Source organism: Pseudoalteromonas aliena (assembly GCF_038155085.1).
Lineage (GTDB): Bacteria > Pseudomonadota > Gammaproteobacteria > Enterobacterales > Alteromonadaceae > Pseudoalteromonas > Pseudoalteromonas aliena_A.
In genome coordinates this window covers 559,456-586,213 of record NZ_JBAKAU010000001.1, presented here as the reverse complement: position 1 = coordinate 586,213, position 26,758 = coordinate 559,456, and the positions used below count along the sequence as shown (strand labels likewise).

Here is a 26,758-nt window from a genome sequence, read left to right as displayed (position 1 = left end):
AAACTGGCGCTCAATCTAATAAAGCGATACATTTTTTAAGTGAATCAATGAATATATCTACATCTTTGTAGGTATTATAAAAAGAAAAACTCGCTCTTAGTGTTCCATTAAGCCCTAAATGTGTCATTAATGGTTGTGTACAATGGTGTCCGCTTCTGACTGCAACTCCATATCCGTCAAGTAAAGTTGCCAAATCGTAAGGATGTTCATCTTTAAAATTAAAACAGAGTGTACCAATGTTGTCAGATAGGTTACTGAATATGGTAATGCCTTCTACTCTAACCAATTTTTGTGCCGCGTAACTAAACAATTCTTGTTCGTATTGCTGTATTTTCACGTGGTCTAATTCATTTAAATAATCTAATGCGGCACCAAAGCCTAAAACTCCAGAAATATTTGGTGTGCCAGTTTCAAATTTGGCAGGAGCTGGGCGATAAGTGCTATGAGTTAAGTAAACTTTATCGATCATTTCTCCGCCAGATTGGTAAATATCTAGCGTATTTAGCTCTTCATATTGGCCATAAAGTACACCTAAGCCTGTTGGACCGAGCATTTTATGGCTTGAGCAAACATAAAAGTCACAGTTTAACTCACGTAAATCGGGTTTTAAATGCAGTGCACCTTGTGCACCATCCACTAAAACAAGCGAATTCACCTCTTTTGCAGCTACAATTAGTGGCTTTAAATCAGTGATATTACCCAGTGTGTTCGATGCTTGTGTAATAGCTAATAAGGCAGGTTTTGTTTCTTTTATAAATTCACAGCATTGTTGTATGTTTAGCGTGCCGTTATTATTAAGTGGCAGAGAGACTAATTTAGCTCCCGTTTGTTGGCTCACTAGTTGCCAAGGCACTATGTTTGCGTGATGCTCAAGCGGAGATATTATTATGGTATGACTTTCATCTAAACGCTTTTTTAAGCCGTTAGCGACCAAATTTATGGCTTCTGTAGCACCTTTAGTCCATACAATCTCTTTACTTAAGACATTAAAAAATCTTGCAGTTTTATCCCTGACTTGTTCATAAGAATAAGTGGCCTGCTCACTAAGTGTATGGCGTCCACGGTGTACATTTGCATTTTGAGACGTATAAAACTCAGTAATTGTATCTATAACTGATTGAGGCTTTTGTGAGGTTGCTGCTGAGTCTAAATAAACAAGCGGGCAGCCGTTTATTGTTTGATTTAATGTCGGGAAGTCTTTTCTAATTTTATTTATATCAAACTTTAAAGTAGGCATAGCTTATCTACATAGTGTTTTTAAGGCAGGGATTGTAATTGGTTTATGATAATTCTCAAGTGCTGTTAATAAAAAAGGCCGCAAAATGCGGCCTTTTAAACTAACCAGCGTTAATTAACGCTTGTCAGTCGATACGTAGTCACGTTGAGTATAACCGGTATACATTTGGCGAGGGCGGCTGATCTTATGACCAGGTTGAGATAGCATCTCATCCCAGTGAGTGATCCAACCAACAGTACGTGCCATTGCAAAAATTACAGTGAACATGCTTGTTGGAATACCAATCGCTTTTAAGATAATACCAGAGTAGAAATCTACGTTAGGGTATAGTTTCTTCTCTACAAAGTACGGGTCTTCAAGGGCAATTTGCTCAAGCTTCATAGCAATATCAAGAAGTGGATCTTGGATATTTAGTTCAGCTAAAACTTCATGACACGTTTGACGCATTACTGTAGCACGTGGGTCGAAGTTTTTGTAAACACGGTGACCAAAGCCCATAAGGCGGAACGGGTCAGCTTTGTCTTTAGCTTTAGCTACGTATTCATCAATACGATCAACAGAACCAATTTCTTCTAACATGTTTAAACATGCTTCGTTAGCGCCGCCGTGTGCAGGGCCCCAAAGTGAAGCAATACCTGCAGCAATACAAGCATATGGGTTAGCACCTGATGAACCAGCAAGACGTACTGTAGACGTAGATGCATTTTGTTCATGGTCTGCATGAAGCATAAAGATTTTATCCATCGCTTTAGCAGTTACAGGGTTAACTTTGTATTCTTCAGCAGGTACAGAGAACATCATGTGTAGGAAATTTTCTGCGTAGCTTAAATCGTTACGCGGGTATACAAACGGCTGGCCGATATTTGTTTTATAAGCCATTGCAGCAATAGTAGGTAGCTTAGCTACTAACTTAATTGCGCTTGTTTTGCGTTGTCCTGCGTCAGTAATATCAAGGTCTTCATGATAAAAAGATGATAAAGCACCTACTACACCACATAACATTGCCATAGGGTGAGCATCAAAGCGGAAGCCTTGGAAAAAGTTAGCAATTTTCTCATCAAGCATAGTGCTGCGAGTTATTTGTTTAGCAAAAGAGTCATATTGCTCTTTCGATGGTAACTCACCATTTAGCAATAAGTAACAAAGTTCAATGTAGTTAGAATCTTCAGCTAATTGCTCAATCGGGTAACCGCGGTGAAGTAGTACACCTTTGCCACCATCAATGTAGGTGATTGCAGATTCACAAGAACCAGTCGACATGAAACCTGGGTCATAAGTAAAGTGACCATGTGAGCCTAACGTACGAACGTCGATCACATCCTGGCCAGCAGTGCCTTGATAAATTGGAAGTTCGATTGGATCTAGCCCATCAATATGGACTGTGGCTTTTTTATCTGCCATCGCTATGTATCTCCTATTAAGATATCTATTCTGATTTTTAGATTTTAAAGTTCTGAAATCTGTTTTAAGCACATATTCACATTTTAACGTGAAAGAGGGGGCTAAAGTCAATTTATATAAACATTATGCATATATGTATAATAAATATTCGGTATTAATTAAATATAATACTATTGGCTAATTCGCAAACACCTATAAATAAACAAGAATTGTAAAAAGTTCTATGGGTATATATACTAACGGTGGTTTTAAACCGTTTTGACTTTGGGTAAACATATTTTTACAACTTAAATTTTACTTTTTTGTGAACTTTAACTGTTTTGATGCGTTTACTTTGATAGTTCCACCAGTAATATTTGGTGGGTTTTTAGAAAAACAAGTAGATGAGCTCCACTGTGAGCAAAGATGGGCAAGTAACTGTGAAAAAGCAAAGACCTGTAAATCTAGATCTAACAACTATATCTATGCCGGCAACGGCTAAAGCTTCAATTTTTCACCGCGTCACCGGTGTTGCATTATTTTTTGCTTTAACGTTTGTCATTTGGGCTTGGTCAGAGTCTCTTTCTTCAGCTGAAGGTTTTGAATTCGTCAAGGGTCTGCTAAGCGGATTCATTGCCAAATTTATAGCTTGGGGCACCCTTTCTGTATTGGGTTATCACTTAATCGGTGGTATCCGTCACATCATTATGGATATGGGACATTGGGAAGAACTTGAATCAGGTAACCTAAGCGCTAAAATTGCAATGGCACTTGGCGTTGTATTTGCCGTATTGGCAGGGGTGTGGATATGGTCTTAAATCAAGCAACTCTTAAACGTGATGGTGTGCAAGATTTTGTATCTTTACGTACCACGGCATTAATAATCAGCGCATATGCGATTTTTATTATCGGCTATTTCTTAGCGACGCCAGAAGTCACTTTCGAAGCCTGGACAGGCCTATTCTCAAACCTAGCAATGAAAGGGTTTACTTTAATTACCCTTATTTGCATGATGGTTCATACCCGTATTGGCCTTTGGCAAGTTCTTACCGATTATGTTAAGTGTGCAAAGCTACGTGCAGCTTTAGGTTTTGTATTAAACCTGATGGCGCTTGCTTACGTAGCTATTGGTCTAATCGTATTATGGGGTGTTTAAGTGAAATATTCTGTTCGTGAATTTGACGCCGTAGTAATTGGTGCAGGTGGTGCTGGTATGCGCGCTGCTTTAGCAATTACAGAATCTGGCAAAACGTGTGCATTAATATCTAAAGTATTTCCAACGCGCTCACACACTGTATCTGCTCAAGGTGGTATTACAGTAGCGCTTGGTAATTCACACGAGGACAACTGGGAATGGCATATGTACGATACCGTTAAAGGTTCCGATTTTATCGGTGACCAAGACGCTATCGAATACATGTGTCAAACTGGCCCAGAAGCTATTACTGAATTAGAAAACATGGGATTACCATTTTCTCGTTTTGAAAATGGCCGTGTTTATCAACGTCCTTTCGGTGGTCAATCGAAAAACTTTGGTGGTGAACAAGCCGCACGTACTGCTGCTGCTGCTGACCGTACTGGTCATGCTTTACTTCATCTTTTATATCAACAAAATGTTAAAAACAAAACAAATGTATTCTCTGAGTGGTATGCACTTGACTTAGTTAAAAACGACAATGGTGATGTAGTAGGGTGTACAGCAATTGAGATTGAAACAGGTGAAATCACTTTCTTCAAATCTAAAGCAGTTGTATTAGCCACTGGTGGTGCTGGTCGTATATTCGCATCAACAACAAATGCTCACATTAACACCGGTGACGGTGTTGGTATGGCAACACGCGCTGGTATTTCTATGCAAGACATGGAAATGTGGCAGTTCCACCCAACGGGTATTGCAGGTGCTGGTACGCTAGTAACTGAAGGCTGTCGTGGTGAAGGCGGTTATCTTTTAAATAAAGATGGCGAGCGCTTCATGGAACGTTACGCACCAAACGCAAAAGACTTAGCGTCTCGCGATGTTGTTGCGCGTTCAATGATGACTGAAATCCGTGAAGGTCGTGGTTGTGATGGTCCTTGGGGTCCTCATATCAAGCTGAAACTTGACCATTTAGGTGAAGAAACGCTTAACTTACGTCTTCCTGGCGTATGTGATCTAGCTAAAACTTTCGCTCACGTTGATCCAGCTAAAGAGCCAATTCCAGTAATTCCTACTTGTCATTATATGATGGGTGGTGTTCCTACTAACGTAAATGGGCAAGCACTACAAATCGATGCTCAAGGCAACGAAAAAGTAGTTGAAGGTTTATTTGCTGTTGGTGAGATTGCATGTGTATCTGTACACGGTGCAAACCGTCTAGGTGGTAACTCATTACTAGATTTAGTTGTATTTGGTCGTGCTGCTGGTAACTTCTTAGGTAAATACCTTAAAGATGTTGAAGTATCAAAAGCGGCTTCAGAGTCAGATTTAGAAGCATCTCTTGCACGTTACAACCGTTGGGAAAGTTCAACGGCTGGCCAAGGTGAAGATCCAGTTCAAATCAAAAAAGACCTACAGCAATGTATGCAGCTTAACTTCTCGGTATTCCGTGAAGGTGATTCAATGGCTTCAGGTCTTCAAGAACTTAAAGAAATTCGTGAACGTCTGCAACATGCTCGTCTTGATGATAAATCATCAGATTTCAATACGCAGCGTATCGAATGTCTTGAACTAGATAACTTAATGGAAACAGCTTACTCAACTGCAGTAGCTGCAAACTTCCGTACAGAAAGCCGTGGTGCACATTCTCGCTTTGACTACCCAGATCGTGATGACGAAAACTGGTTATGTCACTCAGTATTCAATCCTGTAACGGATGAAATGAGCAAGCGTGATGTAAACTATGCGCCTAAAACGCGTGAAGCTTTCCCACCTAAAGCACGTGTTTACTAGGAGATAGACGATGGCACAAGTACAATTTTCAGTTTATCGTTATAATCCAGATGTTGACAACGCTCCTCGTATGCAAGAATACACCTTGCAAACAGAGGAAGGTCACGACATGATGGTGTTAGATGCACTTATTCTTTTAAAAGAACAAGATCCGACATTATCTTTCCGTCGTTCATGCCGTGAAGGTGTGTGTGGATCTGATGGTGTTAACATGAATGGTAAAAATGGTTTAGCATGTATTACTCCTTTATCTACGCTACAAAAAAATGGCAAAGGTAAAATTGTAGTACGTCCATTACCAGGCTTACCTGTGGTTCGTGACCTTGTTATTGACATGAGTCAGTTCTACACTCAGTACGAAAAAGTAAAACCTTATTTAATTAATGATCAGCCTGCAGCAGGCGAGCGTCTTCAATCTATTGAAGAACGTGATAAATTAGATGGGCTATATGAGTGTATTTTGTGTGCATGTTGTTCGACATCGTGTCCTTCGTTCTGGTGGAATCCAGACAAGTTCATTGGTCCAGCAGGCCTTCTTCACGCTTACCGTTTCTTAGCTGATAGCCGAGATACAGCAACTGAAGAACGTTTAGCGGATTTAGACGATGCGTTTAGCGTGTTCCGTTGCCACAGTATCATGAACTGTGTTAGCGTTTGTCCTAAGGGTCTTAACCCGACTAAAGCAATTGGGCAAATCAAATCTATGTTATTAAACCGAGCGGTTTGATTACTTAGTAAACGTAAGATGGCTAATATAGATTATTAGCCATCTTGTTATGATAACTATTAATTTCTGCGCTAAAGAAAAGGGCTTATAAATGCACGAAGGTGTGATGAAGGCATGGCTAGAATCTTCACATTTAAACGGCGGCAACGTTGCTTATGTAGAAGAGCTTTATGAAGCGTATTTAGACGATGCGACTTCTGTGCCAGATGAATGGCGAGAAGTGTTCGAACAATTACCTAAAGTTGATGGTGTGGATGTTGAAGTAAAACATTCAGAAGTTCGAATGCAGTTTGCACAGCTTGCAAAAAACAAGCATAGAGAAGTAGTGGTAGCAGAGGGTAGTGGCGGTGACCTTAAACAGGTTAAAGTTCTACAACTTATTAATGCTTTCCGTTTTCGTGGACACCAAAATGCAAACCTAGATCCATTAGGTATTTGGCAACGAGAGCGTGTACGAGATTTAGAGCTAGAGTACCACGACTTATCTTCAAGTGATTTTGACCGCGAGTTTAACGTAGGATCGTTTGCCGTAGGCCGCGATACTATGCCTTTAGGTGAACTATACCAAGCACTAAAAACTACATATTGTGGTTCAATTGGCGCTGAGTATATGCACATCACATCAACAGAGGAAAAGCGTTGGTTACAACAGCGTTTAGAATCTGTCCAGTCTAGGCCAAAATTCGAAAAAGACGAAAAGCTGCGTATCCTTAAAGGATTAACTGCTGCTGACGGACTTGAAAAATATTTAGGGGCTAAGTTCCCAGGTGCTAAGCGTTTCTCACTTGAAGGTGGTGATGCGTTAGTTCCAATGTTAAAAGAGCTTATTCACCGCGCTGGTGAAAGCGGCCAACAAGAAGCTGTTATTGGTATGGCTCACCGTGGTCGTTTAAATGTTCTTGTAAATGTACTTGGTAAAAATCCATCAGAATTATTTGATGAGTTTGCTGGTAAACATAAAGAAACATTAAGTTCTGGCGATGTTAAGTACCACATGGGTTATTCATCTGACTTTGCTACTAAAGGCGGCAATGTTCATATGGCGCTTGCGTTTAACCCTTCTCATCTTGAAATTGTAAACCCAGTTGTTATGGGCTCAGTACGTGCTCGTCTTGACCGCTTAGGTGACAGTTCTGGTATTAAAGCTTTACCAATTACAATTCATGGTGATTCTGCGGTTACAGGCCAAGGTGTTGTACAAGAAACGTTTAACTTATCACAAACTAACGCGTTTAGTTGTGGTGGTAGTATTCGTATTGTTGTAAATAACCAAGTTGGTTTTACTACATCAAAACAAGACGATGTACGATCTACTGATTACTGTACTGACATTGCTAAAATGGTTCAGTCACCTATCTTCCATGTTAACTCTGATGACCCTGAAGCAGTTGCATTTGTTACTCAAATTGCACTTGATTTCAGAAACAAATTTAAACGTGACGTAGTAATCGATTTAGTATGTTACCGTCGCCATGGTCACAATGAAGCTGATGAGCCTAATGCAACTCAGCCTGTTATGTACCAAAAAATTAAAAAGCACCCGGTTCCGCGTTTAATTTATGCAGACCAACTTATAGCTGAAGGCTCTTTTTCTGAACAAGAAATAAAAGCACTTGCTGATGAGTATCGAAATGCATTAGACGAAGGCAACTGTGTTGTTTCAGAAATACAACCAGTGACATCGCATTCTTCAGATTGGGCAAAGTATGTTGGCCATGAATGGGATGTTAATTACGATGCTAGTGTGCCTGTAGAGGAGCTTAAAGCACTCGGTGAGAAAATTGCTTCTTACCCAGAGCAATATAAAGCACAGTCACGCGTTAAAAAGATTTACGATGATCGTAAATTAATGGCTTCTGGTGAGAAACCTCTAGATTGGGGTATGGCAGAAACACTTGCTTATGCAACAATCGCAACTGAAGGTACTGATATTCGTTTAACTGGTCAAGATTCAGGGCGTGGCACATTCTTCCATCGTCATGCTGTTGTTCACAGTCAATCAGACGGCGCTACTTATACACCTCTTCAGCACTTAAGCGAAGATCAAGGTACTTTTGAAGTATATGACTCTGTTTTATCTGAAGAAGCTGTTGTTGCTTTTGAATATGGTTATGCAACAGCTGAGCCTACTTCATTAGTGCTTTGGGAAGCACAGTTTGGTGATTTCGCCAACGGTGCACAAGTTGTATTTGACCAATTCCTAAGTTCTGGTGAGCAAAAATGGGGCCGTTTATGTGGTCTTACAATTTTGTTACCACATGGCTACGAAGGACAAGGTCCAGAGCATAGTTCAGCTCGCTTAGAGCGTTTCCTACAACTATGTGCTGATCACAACATGCAAGTATGTGTTCCATCTACTCCTGCACAAGTTTACGCTATGCTTCGTCGTCAATCAGTTCGACCACTACGTCGTCCGTTGATTGTTATGACGCCTAAGTCGTTGCTTCGTCATCCTCTTGCTACTTCATCGCTTGAAGAGCTATCGCATGGTGTTTTCCATAATATGATCGACGAAGTTGATGATATTAACCCTGAGAAAGTTGAACGCGTTGTATTTTGTAGTGGTAAAGTTTATTACGAACTATTACAAGAGCGTCGTAAGCTTGAGCAAGATAATATTGCTATTGTTCGTGTTGAGCAGTTATATCCGTTCCCACATGACGAAATGCAAACAATTATGGAGCGTTACCAACACGTAACTGATTTTGTATGGTGTCAAGAAGAGCCACAAAACCAAGGTGCATGGTACTGTTCACAACATCACTTTATTGATGCAATCCCACAAGGTGCTAAATTAAAATATGCAGGACGTAAAGCGTCTGCATCACCAGCGTGTGGTTACATGTCAGTACATACTAAAGAACAACAAGCGCTCGTTGCCGACGCGCTTACTATAGAAAATAAAGGATAAGCAATGAGCACAGAAATTAAAGTTCCTGTTCTTCCTGAGTCGGTTGCAGATGCTACCGTTGCTACATGGCATGTAAGTGTTGGCGACAAAGTAACTCGTGATCAAAACTTGGTAGATATTGAAACAGATAAAGTGGTTTTAGAAGTTGTTGCACAGCATGATGGTGTAATTACAGAAATATCACAAGAAGAAGGTGCAACCGTACTTGGCGATCAAGTTATGGGTTTACTTGGTGATGCTGATGCAGCGCCAGCAAGTGAAGGTTCATCTAAAGAAGAATCAGCACCAGCTAAATCAGAAGGCGCGCCAGCGGCGCAATCAGCACCAGCATCAGAAGGTAAAGAAGTGGACATTAAAGTACCTGTACTTCCAGAATCAGTTGCAGACGCAACAATTGCTACATGGCATGTACAACCAGGTGACGCAGTAACACGCGACCAAAACTTGGTAGATATTGAAACAGATAAAGTTGTTCTTGAAGTAGTAGCTCAAGAAGACGGCGTTATGGGCGACATTATCAACGCTGAAGGCGATACTGTTCTTGGTGAGCAAGTAATTGGTTCAGTTAAAGCGGGTGGCGCACCAGCAGCTCCTGCTGCTAAAGAAGAAGCGGCTCCTGCGGCTGATTCAAGTGACAGCTCTGACGTATTAACACCATCAGTTCGTCGCTTAATTGCTGAAAAAGGCCTAGATGCTTCTAAAATTAAAGGCACAGGTAAAAATGGTCGTGTGACTAAAGAAGATGTTGATACTTTCTTAAAAGCGCCTGTATCATCAGCTAAAAAAGCAGAGGCTGCTGCTCCAGCTGCCCCAATGGGTGATCGCACTCAAAAACGTGTTCCTATGACACGTTTACGTAAAACGATTGCAAACCGTCTTCTTGAAGCTAAAAATTCTACTGCAATGTTAACTACGTTTAACGAAGTTAATATGAAGCCAATTATGGACCTTCGTAAGCAGTACCAAGAAGTATTCGAAAAGCGTCACGGTATTCGCTTAGGTTTCATGTCTTTTTACGTGAAAGCAGTAACTGAAGCACTTAAACGTTTCCCTGATGTAAATGCATCAATCGATGGCGACGATATCGTATACCACAACTATTTCGACATCAGCATTGCTGTTTCTACACCTCGTGGTTTAGTAACGCCTGTTCTTAAAGATTGCGATAAGCTATCAGTTGCTGAAATTGAAAAAGGTATTCGTGAACTAGCACTTAAAGGTCGTGACGGTAAGCTAACGCTTGACGATATGACGGGTGGTAACTTCACAATTACAAATGGTGGTGTATTTGGTTCGTTACTATCTACGCCTATCATTAATTTGCCACAGTCTTCAATTTTGGGAATGCACAAAATTCAAGACCGCCCAATGGCAGTAAATGGTAAAGTTGAAATTCTTCCTATGATGTATTTGGCACTTTCTTACGATCATCGCCAAATAGATGGTAAAGAATCTGTTGGTTTCTTAGTAACTATTAAAGAGTTACTTGAAGATCCAACTCGCTTATTACTGGATGTTTAATCAAGTAGTATGAAATGTAAGCTGTGAACCACAATTCACAGCTTTTTTTTTGCGCCTTTGGTCTTACTGGGGTTTTCATGTTAAGCCTTGGGATCTATACTAGGTGCGCAATTTGGGATAGTTGTTTATTGAATAAATATTCAGCTCTTTTAGTATAAAAAATTGGATAAAGCATCATGAATTTGCATGAGTATCAGGCAAAACAACTTTTTGCCGAATATGGTTTACCAGTTTCTCAAGGTTTCGCTTGCGATACACCTGAAGAAGCTGCTGCAGCTGCTGAAAAAATCGGCGGAGATATGTGGGTTGTTAAAACTCAGGTTCACGCAGGTGGACGTGGTAAAGCTGGCGGTGTAAAGCTAGTTAAAACTATCGACGAAGTAAAAGCGTTTGCAGCTAACTGGTTAGGTAAAAACCTAGTTACTTACCAAACAGACGAAAATGGTCAGCCAGTAGCTAAAATTTTAGTTGAAAGCTGTACAGATATCGCAAACGAACTGTATCTAGGTGCAGTAGTTGACCGTGCTTCTCGCAAAGTTGTTTTCATGGCGTCTACTGAAGGCGGTGTTGAAATTGAGACTGTTGCTGAAGAAACACCAGAACTAATCCACAAAGCTGAGATCGATCCATTAGTAGGTCCTCAAGCTTACCAAGCACGTGAACTTGGTTTCAAATTGGGTCTTAACCCAACACAAATGAAACAGTTCGTTAAGATCTTCATGGGTCTTGGTAAAATGTTTAACGATTTCGATTTCGCACTTCTTGAAATCAACCCGTTAGTAATTACAGATGAAGGTAACCTTCACTGTCTTGACGGCAAAATCGGTATCGATGGTAATGCACTTTACCGTCAACCAAAAATCCGTGAGTTCCACGATCCATCTCAAGAAGATGCTCGTGAAGCACATGCAGCAAGCTTTGAGCTTAACTACGTAGCATTAGATGGTAACGTAGGTTGTATGGTTAACGGTGCAGGCCTAGCGATGGGTACTATGGACATCGTAAACCTACACGGCGGCAAGCCAGCTAACTTCCTAGATGTTGGTGGCGGCGCGACTAAAGAACGTGTTTCTGAAGCATTCAAAATCATTCTTTCTGACGACAATGTTAAAGCTGTTTTAGTTAACATCTTTGGCGGTATCGTACGTTGTGACATGATTGCCGAAGGTATCATTGGCGCAGTTAAAGAAGTTGGCGTAAATGTACCTGTAGTTGTACGTTTAGAAGGTACTAATGCTGAATTAGGTCGTGAAGTTCTTAAGAGCTCTGACTTAGATATCATCGCTGCTGAATCATTAACAGACGCTGCTGAAAAAGTTGTTGCTGCTGCGGAGGGCAAATAATGTCTGTATTAATCAATAAAGATACAAAAGTTATCTGTCAGGGTTTCACTGGTGGCCAAGGTACTTTCCACTCAGAGCAAGCGCTTGAGTACGGTACACAAATGGTTGGTGGTGTTAGCCCAGGTAAAGGCGGTCAAACGCATCTTGGTCTTCCTGTATTCAACACAGTACGTGATGCAGTACAAGAAACTGGCGCAACTGCTTCAGTTATCTACGTACCAGCACCTTTCTGTAAAGATGCAATCTTAGAAGCTATCGATGCTGGCATTGAGCTTATCGTTTGTATCACTGAAGGTATCCCTACACTTGATATGGTTGACGTTAAAGTTAAACTAGATCAAACAGGTACTCGTATGATCGGTCCTAACTGTCCAGGTGTTATCACTCCTGGTGAGACTAAGATTGGTATCATGCCTGGTCACATCCACAAGCCTGGTAAAGTAGGTATTGTTTCTCGCTCTGGTACTTTAACGTACGAAGCTGTTAAGCAAACTACAGATGCTGGTTTTGGTCAGTCTACGTGTGTTGGTATTGGTGGTGATCCAATCCCAGGTACTAACTTTATCGACGTTCTAGAAATGTTCGAAAAAGATCCACAAACTGAAGCAATCGTAATGATTGGTGAAATTGGTGGTACTGCAGAAGAAGAAGCTGCAGAGTACATCAAAGCTAACGTAACTAAACCTGTTGTATCTTACATTGCTGGTGTTACTGCACCAGAAGGTAAGCGCATGGGTCACGCTGGCGCAATCATCGCAGGCGGTAAAGGTACTGCTGATGAGAAATTTGCTGCACTAGAAGCTGCTGGCGTACAAACTGTACGTTCACTTGCTGATATCGGTAAAGCACTTAAAGAAAAAACAGGCTGGTAATTCAGTTAGTTTAATCTGTAAAAAGGCTCGCATTTGCGAGCCTTTTTGTTATTGACTAAAAATTAGTAAGGGTAACTAATATGCTGAAAAAACCGCACAGATAAATCTTGTCGCTCTTTATTTATAGATAGCTCAGAGGACATTGTATGTATTGTTTTTTCTACTTGATTCATAAAACGCCCATAGCCTATTTCATGTTTATCTTTATCTGTTGCAACAATAACAAAATGTAGTGTTTCTACTAACTTATCGCTTTGGTAAAAGCTTTTTAAATCCAATTGATTGTCTTGTGTATTAAAGCTTAGTTTTTGTATTTCACAATTGCTCTCATTTTTATCAATTTTGCTATTACGAACTATGGGCAGTGCACCATTGGCAACCATAGCGCCGTGACTCAATTTATTTGTAATACACGCTTTCTTAAATAAACCTTCAAAATAATCATAAAATTTAGCATAGTCATTATTATTTATTAACGCTTGAAACTGGGTTTTAATAGCGCGTGAAACGGGAATAGAGAACGTTACGTAGGTCATTTCAGCGTGAGTATCTGGAATACTACATTGCCTAGACTGGTAGCGAGGGTAGAGACTTCTTAATTTGTATCCATAACTTTCCTTACTACCTTTTTCTTTAGCAAATAAGTCGTATGTTAAATGTTGGTGATCGCGTAATTTAAATTGAGGCTGGTTTAAAAATAAATGTCCTTGCAAATAATTTAGAACTTTAAGCACCTTATTATGAAAATGAGCTGAGTTTGCTCTTAGATCATCGCCGGTTGCTAAAAATAATAATCGTATTTTTTTACTTTTCTCGCCTTTAGCGTAATAGACCTTATGAGCTTCGTGATAGCGAGGGTTATAAAAAAACAGCATTTGCTTTTGTGTTTCTAATTGATAAGACTCATCATGAAAGCGTACAACAGGAAGTTTATCGTTAGCTAATAAATGCACATTATGTAATTCATATTCATCACAACAAGCAAAAAGCTGGCGTGCTATGCGCTCATAACAGCAATCAATATTGCTGAAGCTTTTATAGAAATCTTCGTTGGGTGTAAGCTCTGCTAACAAATAATGATTTGCACGAGCATTTGTAGGGATATAAACACGGTGTTGTGTAGAGTTTGCCATCTTAGAGTCCTTTTTATCTGAGGTTACACGTACTATAAAATCATTTGATGACTTAAATATTGCGCTAAAACAAATTTTATCTATAAACAACACTTAATAAGAATTAAAGTTAAGCAATTTCTAGAATAAACCCGCATCTAGTGCTGTATGTTAGTGTTTGTTTTTGTAATAATGCATTAGTTTTGTTATCACGAATATTCAGAGGATTGCACTCCTATGGCGGAAATTGAGAATCGCCCAAGTAACTTTATTAGAACCCGAATTGATGAAGATTTAGCAAGTGGAAAGCATGCAACTACGCATACGCGTTTTCCACCTGAACCAAATGGCTTTTTACACATTGGCCATGCAAAATCAATTTGCTTAAATTTTGGTATCGCAAAAGATTACGACGGTTTATGTAATCTACGTTTTGACGATACAAATCCAGAAAAAGAAGACATTAACTACGTTAACTCTATAAAAGAAGACGTTAAATGGTTAGGTTTTAACTGGAGTGGCGATATAAAGTATTCGTCTAATTACTTTGATATTTTGTATGGTTATGCCGTAGAACTTATTGAAAAAGGCTTAGCGTACGTTTGTTTTTTAACAGCAGATCAAGCACGTGAGTACCGTGGTACGTTAAAAGAGCCTGGTAAAAATAGCCCGTACAGAGATACTTCAATTGAAGAAAACCTAGCATTATTTGAAAAAATGCGCGCTGGTGAATTCAAAGAAGGTGAATGTGTTCTACGTGCTAAAATTGATATGGCCAGCTCATTTATGGTGCTGCGCGATCCAATTATTTATCGTGTACGCTTTGCGCATCATCACCAAACGGGTGATAAGTGGTGCATTTACCCAATGTACGATTTTACTCATTGTATATCTGATGCTATTGAAGGTATTACACATTCACTTTGCACACTAGAATTTCAAGATAATCGTCGTCTATACGACTGGGTGCTTGATAATATCAGCCTTGAGTGTCACCCACAGCAAATTGAGTTTTCACGTTTAAACTTGGAATATACAATTATGTCTAAGCGTAAGCTAAACGACTTAGTTGTGAATAATTTTGTAGAAGGGTGGGACGACCCTCGTATGCCTACTATTGCCGGCTTACGTCGTCGCGGTTATACGCCAGGTTCTATTCGTGAGTTTTGTTTACGTATTGGTGTTACAAAACAAGAAAACATGGTTGAAATGGGCATGCTTGAAGCCTGTATCCGTGAAGATCTAAACGAAAATGCGCCTCGTGCTATGGCAGTACTTGACCCTGTTAAAGTGGTTATCGAGAATTACGATGCAGATACAGTTGAAACTTTGTCAGTGGCTAACCACCCTAATAAAGAAGAAATGGGTCGTCGTGACGTTCCGTTTACGCGTGAAATTTACATTGAACGTGAAGACTTTAAAGAGCAAGCAAATAATAAGTTTAAACGCTTAGTGCTTGATAAAGAGGTACGTTTACGCGGTGCATATGTTATTAAAGCAGAGCGTGTAGAGAAAGATGATAATGGTGAAATAACAACTATTTATTGTACTTACGATAACGAAACCCTTGGTAAAAACCCAAGTGATGGTCGTAAAGTAAAAGGCGTTATTCATTGGGTTTCAGCCCCTGAGTCTATTACCGCAGAAGTACGCTTGTATGACCGTTTATTTAATGTACCAAACCCAGCTGCCGCTGATGAGTTCGAAACTACATTAAACCCTGAGTCATTAGTTGTTTTACACAATGCTAAACTTGAGCCTTCACTTGCTAATTCACAAGCAGAGCAGGGCTTTCAATTTGAGCGAACAGGGTATTTTTCTCGCGATTCAAAATCAGAAAACGTTGTATTTAATCAAACAGTCGGTCTTCGTGACTCTTGGTCTAAAACTCAATAAATAGCGTCTAAATATACTCAGTATTTACTGAGTATATTTATCAAGTACGTATTTTAGACACAAAAAAACCTGCACATAGCAGGTTTTTTTTTGCTTTTAAAAGCAGTATCAGCTGTTTGCGTCGCTAAATTCTTTACACGCTGCTTTATCATTACACTCACCGTATAAATATAAAGAATGGTTTGTAAGAGTAATACCATTTTCTTCAGCAATTTCTAGTTGACGACGCTCAATCATGTCATCTTCAAACTCTACCACTTTGCCACATTTCAAACATACTAAATGATCGTGGTGAGTGCTTCCAGAGAGTTCAAATACAGACTTGCCACCTTCAAAGTGATGACGGCTTACAATACCCGCATCATCAAATTGGTTAAGTACGCGGTATACAGTCGCAAGACCAATCTCTTCACCTAAATCCAAAAGAATTTTGTAAACATCTTCAGCGCTGATGTGTTGGTTATCTGGAGATTGTAAAATCTCTAATATTTTAATACGCGGTAAAGTTACTTTTAAACCGGCTTTTTTAAGTTCCAAGTTGTGATCAGTCATTAAATCTGTCTCAATTTTATTTGGTTACACTAGACATCTTGCAAGGATGTACACGACACATTAGCAACGATAAGAATAACGTGCCTAAGCATTAAGTGCAAAGAACAATTGATGATAATTGTAATTTTAATTTAAAACGCTAACTGTTTGATAATTATTTAAACAGCTAGCGTAAAGAGGGGAGAAATTAGTCAGCTAATTCGCTTAAACACATTTCTTCAAAGACTTGTGCAGACCATGCTTTAACACGTTCTTCAGTTAGTTCTGGTTGACGGTCTTCGTCAATGCCTAGACCTACAAAGTGATTGTCATCAGCCATGCCTTTTGATGCTTCAAAATCATAGCCTTCAGTTGGCCAATGGCCTACAACAATAGCGCCACGTTCAGTAACAATGTCGTTGATCATACCCATTGCATCTAAAAAGTACTCTGCGTAATCTTCTTGGTCACCACAACCAAAAATAGCAACTAGCTTACCTTCAAAATCTACGTCTTCAAGCTCTGGGAAAAAATCATCCCAATCACATTGTGCTTCGCCGTAGTACCAAGTAGGGATACCGAATAAGATCAAATCAAATTCAGCAATCTCTTCTTTAGAGCTTTTTGCAATATCGTGAACAGCAACAAGCTTTTTACCCAATTCTTTTTGGATCATCTTTGCTACGTGTTCTGTGTTACCTGTATCACTTCCGAAAAATATGCCAACACTTGCCATGGATTTACAACCTTTTATGTATCTATAGCCAATCTTTCTTGTAAAATCGTTTCGATCAACGCACTGCGGCTAATATTTTGTGCATCTGCCATATCACTAAGTGCTTGATATAACTGTGATGAAACTTTAAATTCAACACGCTTCAAACCACGTGCTTTATCTCTTTTTATTTGATTACGTTTATTAACCTTTAACTGCATATCCCTTGAAAGGGGATTGGTTTTAGGTCTGCCTGGACGTTTTTCGTATTCAAATAAATCGAGTGTTGTTCTATCTGTTTCTGACTTAGCCATGCTTAACCTACACCTGCGCCTTGCCAAAATACTTGAATAAGGCCTTTAGCAATAAAGCCAGAACACCCTAAAAAGAGCACACCCCAAACAATATATTGTCCAAACTTTGGAACATTACCACTTTTTAGTACGTCTTTAATTGCCATGCCGATGAATATGAATATACCGGCTAAGCCAAAATACAACCCTAGGGTATCAAATTCGTTAATTAACTGACTGACCATCAACGTATAACCTTTAAATTAAACGGCGCGTACTATAGCATATAAATCTGCAATTATTTAGTGCGCTGAATCAAAAACACGCGATAAAATCGCTTTAAACCGCAGTTAAAAAGTCACTTATTGCTTTATTTACAGCAAGTGGCTTTTGCGCGTGCAACCAGTGACCGGCACCATGAATAATTTTTGCTTTGGTTTTTTTAAACCTTGCCATTATTGCACTACGATGCTCGGGCAAAATATAGTCAGAATCATTTCCTTTAATGAAAAGAGTATCACATAAACAAGAATTGTTTTCATTAACATTAGCTGTGATTGTTGAATATTTTTCGCTAAGTACTTCTAAATTAAATCGCCAAGTAAACTGGCCACTTTCATTTTTAGCCAAGCTTTTAAGTAAAAACTGACGAACGCCTGGTTCATCAATAAATGGAATCATGATTGAATCAGCTTGTTTTCGGTCATTTACTTTCTCATCAGCCACTGCGTTAAGTGCTGTTAGAATTTGTGTATGACGAGCTGGGTAGCTTACAGGAGCAATATCTAGCACCACAAGCTTATTAACACGTTCAGATTGTGTTAGTGCTAATTGCATTGCAACTTTACCGCCCATTGAGTGACCAATCACATGTGCTTTTTTTATATTTAAGCTATCCATTAGCTCTAAAACATCCTGCGCCATAGCAGGGTAATTCATTTCGTCACTATGGGGTGAGCGGCCATGGTTGCGTAAATCTATATTTATCACATTAAAATGCTCACTAAGCGGTTTTGCGATCACATTTAAGTTTTCTAGCGATCCAAAAAGGCCGTGAATTAAAATAACATCCGGGCCTTGCCCTTGTTGTTTGTAATTTAACTGCATACCAATCTCCAAAAATTTTGCATAGTTTGACGAGCATTGCTATAAAAAGCAAAAAAATGCAGCCACTATTTATTACGTTGGGCTATTGGGTTTTAAATCAACAACATTGGGTAAACTTTATTCTTTAATAGTTGTTTACTGGTTATGTTTATGGGAGTGCTTGTTGTAACTCGCATTTCTGATTGGTTTGGGTATAATCACACGGGAGAGAGAAATGTGACCCGTAATGACAGGAAGAACATGAAACAAATCGACATAGACGACGAGTTATACCAATATATTGCCAGCAATACGCAAAGTATTGGTGAGAGTGCATCCACTATTTTACGTCGTTTATTAAACCTCAGCGGCGAAAAAATTCAAACCGCAAGCGTAGAACTTAATCAAAATAATCAAACTGCGATAACAACTAATACTTTATCAACTTCTGAGCAAGTTGATAAGCCTACAAATGTAAAAGTGCCTGATGTTGTCACACCTGTGAAGCAAAAAAGCGCTAATGTTTTTAACATATTAAATAAAGAAGAGTTGGCAATGCAAAAAGGCGTTGTTGGTCGGTTTTTATTTATTTTGAGTGCGTTTTATAGAACGCATAAAACGGACTTTAGTGCTGTTTTAGAAATTAAAGGCCGCGATAGAGTTTATTTTGCAACAAGCAAAGAAGACTTAATTAATAGTGGCAGTAGCATGAACCCTAAAAATATAATAGATAGCGAATACTGGGTAATGACTAACTCTAATACAACACGAAAAAAAATGATGCTTCACGAAGTTGCGCTTTGCCTAGGATACAGTGCAGAGCAAGCCGAAAAAATTCGCGATTACTTGTAAGGAAATATAATGGCTATTCACTCAGGCGCAGGAAAAACTGCTCCACAATCAGTATTGGTTAATGTTCCTAAGTTAGTTTCTGCTTATTATTTAAATGAGCCAGACCTTGAGCAAAATCCAGAGCATTGTGTTGCTTTTGGTACATCAGGACACCGTGGTTGTTCGTACGATGTAAAATTTAACGAGTCTCATATCTTAGCTATTACTCAAGCTATTTGTGATTATCGAAAGCAAAATGACATTTTTGGTCCACTATTTTTGGGCAAAGATACTCATGCCTTAAGTGAAGCTGCGTTTAACTCAGCAATTGAAGTATTGGTTGCAAATGAAGTGCAAGTAATCACCCAAGAAAATGGCGATTTTACTCCTACTCCAGTTATTAGCCACGCCATTGTTTGCCATAACAAAGTTAACCCAAATGAACTTGCAGATGGTATTGTTGTAACTCCTTCGCATAACCCTCCTGAAGATGGTGGTTTTAAATACAACCCACCTAATGGTGGGCCTGCTGATACCGACGTCACTAAATGGATTGAAAATAGAGCAAATCAACTTTTATTAGAAGATTTAGTTGAAGTTGAACTATTCCCATTCGCTAAAGCATCGCGTTCTGGCTTTATCCGCTACGAAGATTTAATGACTCCTTATATTGATGATTTAGAAAATATCGTTAATTTAAAAGCAATTAGCGATGCAGGTATCAAAATTGGTATTGATCCATTAGGCGGTTCAGGTATCAATTTTTGGCCAGTCATTGCTCACAAGTATAATTTAGATTTAACTATAGTGAATGACAGCATTGATCCACGTTTTGCCTTTATGCCACTTGATAAAGATGGCAAAATTCGTATGGATTGTTCATCACCTTATTCAATGGCGAACCTTATTGCATTAAAAGATGATTTTGATGTGTCTATTGGTAATGACCCTGACTACGATCGTCATGGTATTGTAACGCCAGATGGCTTAATGAACCCAAATCACTTTTTAGCAGTGGCGATTGATTACTTATTAAAACACAGAGATTGGGGTGCAAGCGTAGAAATTGGTAAAACATTGGTTTCTAGCTCAATGATAGACAAAGTTGCAGCAAGAAATGAGCGCAAAGTAAAAGAAGTACCAGTAGGCTTTAAGTGGTTTGTTGAAGGCTTAAGCAAAGGCAAACTTGCCTTTGGCGGCGAAGAAAGTGCAGGAGCTGCATTTTTACGTTTTGACGGCACCGTATGGTGTACAGATAAAGATGGCTTTATTATGGGGCTACTTGCAGCAGAAATTTTAGCTGTTACAGGTAAAACTCCTTCAGTGCTCTATCAAGAATTAGAACAAGAATTTGGTTCTCCAATTTATAAACGCCTCGATGCACCAGCCTCAAGTGGTCAAAAGTCACGTTTAAAAGCATTGAGTGCTGCTGATGTAGAAGCAGATACACTTGCTGGCGAGCCTATCTTGCAAAAACTGACTCATGCGCCTGGTAACGATGCTGCTATTGGTGGCTTAAAAGTAGTGACTGAAAATGGTTGGTTTGCAGCCCGCCCATCAGGTACTGAAGATATATATAAAATCTATCTTGAGTCTTTCAAAGGTGAAGAACATTTAGCACTTCTAGAAAAAGAAGCTAAAAAGTTAGTTGACTCTGTGATCAGCTAACATTACTTAAACTGTTTAAAAACGGCTGATTTATTCAGCCGTTTTTGTTTGTACCTCTCACAATATTAAAAGGGCTTATCATGTTAGCCAAACCAAGTTACTTAAACGAATTAAAAGATACCGGTGATTTTTTAACACTGAGTCGTAATAATGAATGGCATTTAGAGGCAAGTGAATTTACTTTAGAAAACGACACGCGCGTAACCATTCACGATACTGGCGTTATTGAGTTTCAACCACGTGTTACAACAACAAAAGATGTAGTGCTTTCAAGCGCTGTTCACGGTAACGAAACTGCGCCAATTGAAATTTGTGATTCGCTCATAAAGCAAATTATAAATGGCAAACTTAACCTAGCTCAACGAGTGCTATTTATTTACGGTAACCCTAAGTCTATAAATATTGGTTTACGTTTTGTTGAAGAAAATCTTAATAGGTTATTTAACGGTCATCATACTGTAGAGGGTATAGCTATGAATGATGAACGTGTTCGTGCTGCAAAGCTTGAACACTACGTGAGTGATTTTTTTGAGCGTGGTGAGCAAGGTAGTGCACGTAGCCATTACGATTTACATACTGCAATTCGTGGCTCAAAAAATGAGAAGTTTGCCGTCTATCCATACTTACATGGTAAACCATGGAAAAAATCACAATTACAGTTTTTATTAAGCTGTGGTGTAAATACCGTATTGATGATGAAATCTGAAGCTACAACGTTTAGTTATTATTCGTCGTTTGTACACGGTGCTGACTCGTTTACTGTTGAACTGGGTCAAGTTAAACCTTTTGGTCAAAACGACATGACTCGATTTGAAAAAACAAAAAAAACACTAACTGCATTAATTAGTCAAAATGAAGTTGAATATCCTGATTTTAATGCAAGTGACTTTGAGCTGTTTGCAGTACATCGTACAATTAACAGAACACAAGATGAGTTTAGTTTTCCATTTTCAGATGATGCTGAGAACTTTACTGGGTTTGCAAAGGGAGAGCTGCTTGCTACAGACGGCGATACGCCTTACTATGCCAACGTTGAGGGCGAAGCTATCATTTTCCCAAATGCGAGCGTAGCATTAGGACAAAGAGCACTGCTTACTGTTATTCCTATGGATATTGATAGTAACTTCGTCTAACACAACTCATCAGACCACAGATGTGTTCAAGTTAACTATATGATTGCTATTAATTAAAGTAACCGTATCGTTAACTTGCCACTTATTTAGCCTATATTTGCTTTTGTTTCGTCCCAGATGTGTTGAATAACACCTTACGTTAACGTAAGGTGTTGGCAGCTTTAATTAAAGATAGTGCAGATGTTGCAAAGTTTAACCTGCAACAATCACCCATAATAATAATTTACAGGGGCATTGTTTTTCCGACAACAAAAGAAGGTAGGTTATGAGTAATCCCAATAACGTATCGCTGAATATTAACCATGAGCTTGAATTTATTGATGGCCAAGCACTTAATATTCCTACCCTTAGTATTTTAACTGAGGACGGCGACATCCATCCTAGTGCAACCGCACCTGATATTTCAAAACATACCGCTATTAAGTTATATGAAACAATGCGTTTTATACGCCTCCTTGATGAACGTATGCAAGGCGCACAGCGCCAAGGTCGTGTTAGCTTTTATATGCAATGCCTAGGTGAAGAAGCCGCAGTTACAGCCTCTGTTGCTGCACTTGATCAAGATGATATGATAATGGCCCAGTACCGTGAACAAGCTGCACTGCATTATCGTGGCTTTACACTTGATCAGTTTATGAACCAAATGTTTTCAAACGAATTGGATTTAGGCAAAGGCCGCCAAATGCCAATTCATTATGGTTCTAAAGCGCTAAACTACATGACTATTTCATCGCCACTGGGTACGCAAATACCACAAGCAACGGGTTACGCATACGGACAAAAAATAAAGCATATCGACGCTAAAACAGGCGAGCTTACAAGTACAATTGATAACGTGACTATTTGTTACTTTGGTGAAGGTGCGGCATCGGAGGGTGACTTTCATGCGGGCTTAAATATGGCTGCTGTACATAAAGCTCCCGTTATATTTTTTGCTCGTAATAATGGTTACGCAATATCTACTCCGGCAGATGAGCAATTTAAAGGTGATGGTATTGCCTCTCGTGGTGTTGGTTACGGCATTAAAACGATTAGGGTGGATGGGGCTGATGCATTGGCTGTTTACGCTGCAACAAAAAAAGCGCGAGAAATTGCAACTACCCAAGGTGAGCCCGTTTTAATTGAATCTATAGCATATCGATTAGGTGCGCACTCTACATCTGACGATCCTAGTGGGTATCGCTCAAAAGATGAAGAGGCAAATAATCAAACGTGTCCAATCGATAAATTTAGAAAATGGCTTGTTAAGCAAGACTGGTTAAACGAAGAGCAAGACATAAAAGCAAAAGAGTCTATTCGCGAAGAAATTTTAGCAGCCCTTAAACGTGCAGAAATAGTACAAAAACCTGCATTAGAAGAGCTAATTTCTGATGTATACGATACGCCAATTCCTTCTCTTGTTCGTCAATATAACCAATTAAAAGAGCATATTAAAAAGCACCCAGATGCGTATCCGATCACAGCAGGGAGAGTTAAGTAATGGCTAAAATGAACATGCTACACGCAATAAACTCTGCGCTCGACATTACCATGAATGAACATTCTCAAGCCTGTATTTTTGGTGAAGATGTTGGTTACTTTGGTGGCGTATTTAGAGCAACATCGGGCCTACAAGAAAAATACGGTAAGCATCGTGTTTTTAATACACCTTTAACTGAGCAAGGTATTTTAGGTTTTGCTAATGGTTTAGCGGCATTTGGTGCACCTGCTTTAGCGGAGATACAATTTGCTGATTATATTTTTCCGGCATTTGACCAAATAGTTAATGAATCAGCAAAATTTAGATACCGCAGTGGTAACGAGTTCAACGTAGGGAATTTAACCATACGTACTCCTTACGGTGGTGGTATTGCCGGTGGGTTATATCATTCGCAATCACCAGAGGCATATTTTGCACATACGCCTGGCTTAAAAATAGTGGTACCACGTAACCCTTATCAAGCAAAAGGTTTGTTACGTGCGTGTATTAAAGACGATAACCCTGTTTTATTCTTTGAACCAAAGCGTTTGTACCGTGCATCAATTGGTGAAGTACCTGAAGAAGATTACACTATTGAGCTCGGAAAAGCCGAACTAGTACAAGAAGGGACTGACATAACCGTACTTGCTTGGGGCGCACAGATGGAGATTGTAGAAGAGGCTGCTAAACAAGCCAGTGAGCAAGGTATAAGCTGTGAAGTAATAGATCTTAGAAGTATATTACCATGGGATGTAAACACCATTGCTAAGTCGGTAACCAAAACGGGCCGGCTAGTTGTTAGCCATGAAGCGCCTATTACAAATGGCTTTGGCGCTGAAATAGCGGCAACTATTCAACATGAGTGCTTCCTACATTTAGAATCTCCTATTATGCGAGTGTGCGGCTTAGATACACCATATCCGCTTGCACTTGAAAAAGAATATGTACCGGATGCGTTAAAAGTACTGGCTGCAATTAAACAATCAATGGATTTTTAGGGGTTACCATGGCTAAAGATTTTATATTACCCGATATTGGTGAAGGCATTGTTGAATGCGAAGTTGTTGAATGGTTAGTCAAAGAGGGCGATAGCGTATCTGAAGATCAGCCTATTTGTGATGTAATGACAGATAAAGCATTAGTGCAAATTCCGGCTGTACATGATGGTGTAATTACTAAGCTTTATTATCAAAAAGGCGAAATTGCTAAAGTACATGCCCCACTATTTGCTATGGATGTAGCCGGTGATAGTGTAAATAATGAAGCTGTTCAAGAAGACGTTACAACTGAACTACAAGCAAAAAATAGCTCAACTGATTTGTTAGAAGACTTTATACTACCCGATATCGGAGAGGGTATTGTTGAGTGTGAAATTGTTGATTGGTTAGTTGCAGAAGGCGACGAAATAGAAGAAGACCAAGCTGTTTGCGACGTAATGACGGATAAAGCATTAGTACAAATTCCGGCTAAATATACGGGTACTGTGCAAAAGCTTTATTATCAAAAAGGTGAAATTGCTAAAGTACACAGCCCGTTATTTCAAATGACAATTGCAGGCAATATAGCTAAGCCAAATGTTGATATAAACCAAGCGGTCGTAAAGGCGCAAACTAATGCTGTTGTTGAAAAAACAGCACCCGTTAAAACGCAGCAAACTGCTAAAGTTATCAACCAAAAAGCAGTGGCTTCACCTGCGGTTCGTCGTAAAGCACGCGAGCTTGATGTTGATTTAACCTGTGTACCAGGTAGTGGCAAAAATGGCCGTATTTACAAGCAAGACATCGAAGAGTTTGTAAAAGGTGAAGTGCCAAATACTATTGATACTTCACCTCTTAATAACAATGCCTCTCAAAGTACAGTACAAAATCAAACGCAAAATCAAAGTGGTGGCGCACGAGTAGAGCCTATAAAAGGTATTAAAGCGGCTATGGCAAAGCAAATGATGGCTTCTGTGTCTACTATTCCGCACTTTACCTTTAGTGATGAAATTGACTTAACACAGTTAATTGCGCTCAGAAGTGCATTAAAAGAGCAGTATAAAGCGCAAGGTGTAAAGCTCACCATGATGCCATTTTTTGTAAAAGCACTGTCACTGGCTATGAAAGAGTTCCCAATACTTAACTCAAAAGTAAATGACGAATGTTCAGAGCTTACCTACTTTGATGATCATAATATCGGTATTGCAGTTGACTCTAAAATTGGTTTGTTAGTGCCTAATATTAAATCGTGTCAGAGTAAGAGCATTGTAGATGTAGCAAACGATTTAACTCGTATAACTTATTCAGCACGCGAAGGGCGCGTAGCACCGGATGACTTAAAAGGTGGCACAATTAGCATTTCGAATATTGGTGCAATTGGTGGCACTATTGCGACGCCTATTATTAATAAGCCAGAAGTCGCAATTGTTGCATTAGGTAAATTGCAGCATCTACCGCGCTTTGATGAAAGCGGGCAAGTTGTGAGTAAAGCAATTATGCAAGTAAGTTGGTCTGGCGATCACCGCGTTATTGATGGTGGAACAATTGCACGCTTTAATAACCTATGGAAATCGTACTTAGAAAATCCATCTACAATGATGATGGTAATGAGTTAACAACTAAATTGTTTAAATATAATAAAAAAACCAGCTTTTAGCTGGTTTTTTTGTTTTAAAATCAGTTGTTTTTAATTAAGATACAATTGTTACTAAGTAGTAATGTAAATTAAGCCCGTTAGGGAATATAGAAAATAACACTAAGGAAATATTATGGAACATTATATGAATGCGCTGCGTAGCTACGCAGATTTTTCAGGGCGTAATCGTCGTAAAGCATATTGGATGTTTGTATTGATTAACACTCTAATCTCTATAGCACTTTCATTCGTTGATGAATTAATTGGCTTTTATATTATCAGCAATATCTATAGTTTAGCACTATTGATACCTAGTTTGAGTGCCGGTGCACGCCGTTTACATGACACAGGTCGTTCAGGCTGGTGGCAGTTATTATGGTTAGTACCAATAATTGGTTGGATTGTTTTAATTGTGTTTCTTGCACAAGACTCACATGAAGGTGAGAATGATTATGGCCCAAATCCAAAAGAGCTAGCTGCAGAGCCAGCTACGGTATAAAA

24 protein-coding genes are annotated in these 26,758 nt (G+C 39.3%); 16 read left to right on the top strand and 8 right to left on the bottom strand.

Features of this window, described 5'->3' with window-relative positions; translation table 11 throughout:
- Nucleotides 1–10: 10 nt before the first annotated feature.
- Together V6260_RS02675 and V6260_RS02670 are read right to left on the bottom strand one after the other, a co-directional pair.
- Nucleotides 11–1,237, bottom strand: coding sequence for a SufS family cysteine desulfurase (locus tag V6260_RS02675; protein WP_341592544.1), 1,227 nt, complete (start codon nt 1,235–1,237; stop codon nt 11–13).
- 114 nt (nt 1,238–1,351) lie between these two features.
- Nucleotides 1,352–2,638, bottom strand: a complete 1,287-nt coding sequence (locus tag V6260_RS02670) for a citrate synthase (RefSeq protein WP_341592543.1) — start codon at nt 2,636–2,638, stop codon at nt 1,352–1,354.
- A 419-nt stretch (nt 2,639–3,057) separates the two neighbouring features.
- Here V6260_RS02670 and sdhC point away from each other — a divergent pair, with 419 nt between their 5' ends.
- From sdhC to sucD, 8 genes are all read left to right on the top strand, one after another.
- Nucleotides 3,058–3,435 (top strand): succinate dehydrogenase, cytochrome b556 subunit, encoded by a 378-nt coding sequence (gene sdhC / locus V6260_RS02665; protein WP_341592582.1) that lies wholly within the window; start codon nt 3,058–3,060, stop codon nt 3,433–3,435.
- Complete coding sequence (gene sdhD / locus V6260_RS02660; RefSeq protein WP_341592542.1) at nt 3,426–3,773, top strand: succinate dehydrogenase, hydrophobic membrane anchor protein; 348 nt, start codon at nt 3,426–3,428, stop codon at nt 3,771–3,773. The genes sdhC and sdhD overlap by 10 nt, the downstream gene beginning before the upstream one ends.
- Nucleotides 3,774–5,546, top strand: a complete 1,773-nt coding sequence (gene sdhA / locus V6260_RS02655; protein ID WP_341592541.1) for a succinate dehydrogenase flavoprotein subunit — start codon at nt 3,774–3,776, stop codon at nt 5,544–5,546. It begins immediately after the preceding gene.
- A gap of 10 nt (nt 5,547–5,556) precedes the next feature.
- A complete protein-coding gene (locus V6260_RS02650; RefSeq protein WP_002961804.1) occupies nt 5,557–6,273 on the top strand; it encodes a succinate dehydrogenase iron-sulfur subunit in 717 nt (238 codons plus the stop codon).
- A gap of 91 nt (nt 6,274–6,364) precedes the next feature.
- Entirely contained in the window at nt 6,365–9,184 is a 2,820-nt protein-coding gene (sucA, locus tag V6260_RS02645) for a 2-oxoglutarate dehydrogenase E1 component (protein WP_341592540.1), read from the top strand.
- Nucleotides 9,185–9,187: 3 nt separating this feature from the next.
- A complete protein-coding gene (gene odhB, locus V6260_RS02640; RefSeq protein WP_341592539.1) occupies nt 9,188–10,705 on the top strand; it encodes a 2-oxoglutarate dehydrogenase complex dihydrolipoyllysine-residue succinyltransferase in 1,518 nt (505 codons plus the stop codon).
- 176 nt (nt 10,706–10,881) lie between these two features.
- Nucleotides 10,882–12,048, top strand: a complete 1,167-nt coding sequence (sucC, locus tag V6260_RS02635) for an ADP-forming succinate--CoA ligase subunit beta (protein WP_006794719.1) — start codon at nt 10,882–10,884, stop codon at nt 12,046–12,048.
- Nucleotides 12,048–12,920 (top strand): succinate--CoA ligase subunit alpha, encoded by an 873-nt coding sequence (gene sucD, locus V6260_RS02630; protein ID WP_008127375.1) that lies wholly within the window; start codon nt 12,048–12,050, stop codon nt 12,918–12,920. The genes sucC and sucD overlap by 1 nt, the downstream gene beginning before the upstream one ends.
- A gap of 62 nt (nt 12,921–12,982) precedes the next feature.
- Here sucD and V6260_RS02625 read toward each other — a convergent pair whose 3' ends face one another.
- Nucleotides 12,983–14,053, bottom strand: a complete 1,071-nt coding sequence (locus V6260_RS02625; protein WP_341592538.1) for a DUF3083 family protein — start codon at nt 14,051–14,053, stop codon at nt 12,983–12,985.
- A 216-nt stretch (nt 14,054–14,269) separates the two neighbouring features.
- Between V6260_RS02625 and glnS the strand changes: the two genes are divergently transcribed.
- Nucleotides 14,270–15,928 (top strand): glutamine--tRNA ligase, encoded by a 1,659-nt coding sequence (gene glnS, locus V6260_RS02620; protein WP_341592537.1) that lies wholly within the window; start codon nt 14,270–14,272, stop codon nt 15,926–15,928.
- Nucleotides 15,929–16,036: 108 nt separating this feature from the next.
- On the opposite strand, the gene fur is transcribed toward glnS, so the two are convergent.
- The 5 genes from fur to V6260_RS02595 all read right to left on the bottom strand — a co-directional run bounded on the left by fur (nt 16,037) and on the right by V6260_RS02595 (nt 18,574).
- The gene (fur, locus tag V6260_RS02615) at nt 16,037–16,480 is read right to left on the bottom strand and encodes a ferric iron uptake transcriptional regulator (protein WP_002962922.1); all 444 of its coding nucleotides are present in this window, start codon (nt 16,478–16,480) and stop codon (nt 16,037–16,039) included.
- A gap of 187 nt (nt 16,481–16,667) precedes the next feature.
- On the bottom strand, nt 16,668–17,195 hold the full coding sequence (gene fldA, locus V6260_RS02610) for a flavodoxin FldA (RefSeq protein ID WP_211017160.1): 528 nt from the start codon (nt 17,193–17,195) through the stop codon (nt 16,668–16,670).
- 14 nt (nt 17,196–17,209) lie between these two features.
- Complete coding sequence (gene ybfE / locus V6260_RS02605; protein WP_002962928.1) at nt 17,210–17,488, bottom strand: LexA regulated protein; 279 nt, start codon at nt 17,486–17,488, stop codon at nt 17,210–17,212.
- A 2-nt stretch (nt 17,489–17,490) separates the two neighbouring features.
- Nucleotides 17,491–17,712 carry a DUF2788 domain-containing protein gene (locus V6260_RS02600; RefSeq protein WP_002962930.1) on the bottom strand — a complete coding sequence of 74 codons (222 nt, stop codon included), beginning with the start codon at nt 17,710–17,712 and terminating at the stop codon, nt 17,491–17,493.
- A gap of 94 nt (nt 17,713–17,806) precedes the next feature.
- On the bottom strand, nt 17,807–18,574 hold the full coding sequence (locus V6260_RS02595) for an alpha/beta fold hydrolase (protein ID WP_341592536.1): 768 nt from the start codon (nt 18,572–18,574) through the stop codon (nt 17,807–17,809).
- A 240-nt stretch (nt 18,575–18,814) separates the two neighbouring features.
- Between V6260_RS02595 and seqA the strand changes: the two genes are divergently transcribed.
- The 7 genes from seqA (at nt 18,815) to V6260_RS02560 (ending at nt 26,756) form a co-directional block, all read left to right on the top strand.
- The gene (gene seqA / locus V6260_RS02590) at nt 18,815–19,405 is read left to right on the top strand and encodes a replication initiation negative regulator SeqA (RefSeq protein WP_341592535.1); all 591 of its coding nucleotides are present in this window, start codon (nt 18,815–18,817) and stop codon (nt 19,403–19,405) included.
- 9 nt (nt 19,406–19,414) lie between these two features.
- Nucleotides 19,415–21,052, top strand: a complete 1,638-nt coding sequence (gene pgm, locus V6260_RS02585; protein WP_341592534.1) for a phosphoglucomutase (alpha-D-glucose-1,6-bisphosphate-dependent) — start codon at nt 19,415–19,417, stop codon at nt 21,050–21,052.
- 80 nt (nt 21,053–21,132) lie between these two features.
- Nucleotides 21,133–22,185: a succinylglutamate desuccinylase gene (gene astE / locus V6260_RS02580; protein WP_341592533.1), complete on the top strand. Its 1,053-nt coding sequence runs from the start codon at nt 21,133–21,135 to the stop codon at nt 22,183–22,185.
- 265 nt (nt 22,186–22,450) lie between these two features.
- The gene (locus V6260_RS02575; RefSeq protein ID WP_341592532.1) at nt 22,451–23,665 is read left to right on the top strand and encodes a thiamine pyrophosphate-dependent dehydrogenase E1 component subunit alpha; all 1,215 of its coding nucleotides are present in this window, start codon (nt 22,451–22,453) and stop codon (nt 23,663–23,665) included.
- Complete coding sequence (locus V6260_RS02570) at nt 23,665–24,642, top strand: alpha-ketoacid dehydrogenase subunit beta (protein WP_341592531.1); 978 nt, start codon at nt 23,665–23,667, stop codon at nt 24,640–24,642. The genes V6260_RS02575 and V6260_RS02570 overlap by 1 nt, the downstream gene beginning before the upstream one ends.
- An 8-nt stretch (nt 24,643–24,650) precedes the next feature.
- Nucleotides 24,651–26,237, top strand: a complete 1,587-nt coding sequence (locus tag V6260_RS02565; protein WP_341592530.1) for a dihydrolipoyllysine-residue acetyltransferase — start codon at nt 24,651–24,653, stop codon at nt 26,235–26,237.
- A 153-nt stretch (nt 26,238–26,390) separates the two neighbouring features.
- Nucleotides 26,391–26,756 (top strand): DUF805 domain-containing protein, encoded by a 366-nt coding sequence (locus tag V6260_RS02560; protein WP_341592529.1) that lies wholly within the window; start codon nt 26,391–26,393, stop codon nt 26,754–26,756.
- Nucleotides 26,757–26,758: the final 2 nt, after the last annotated feature.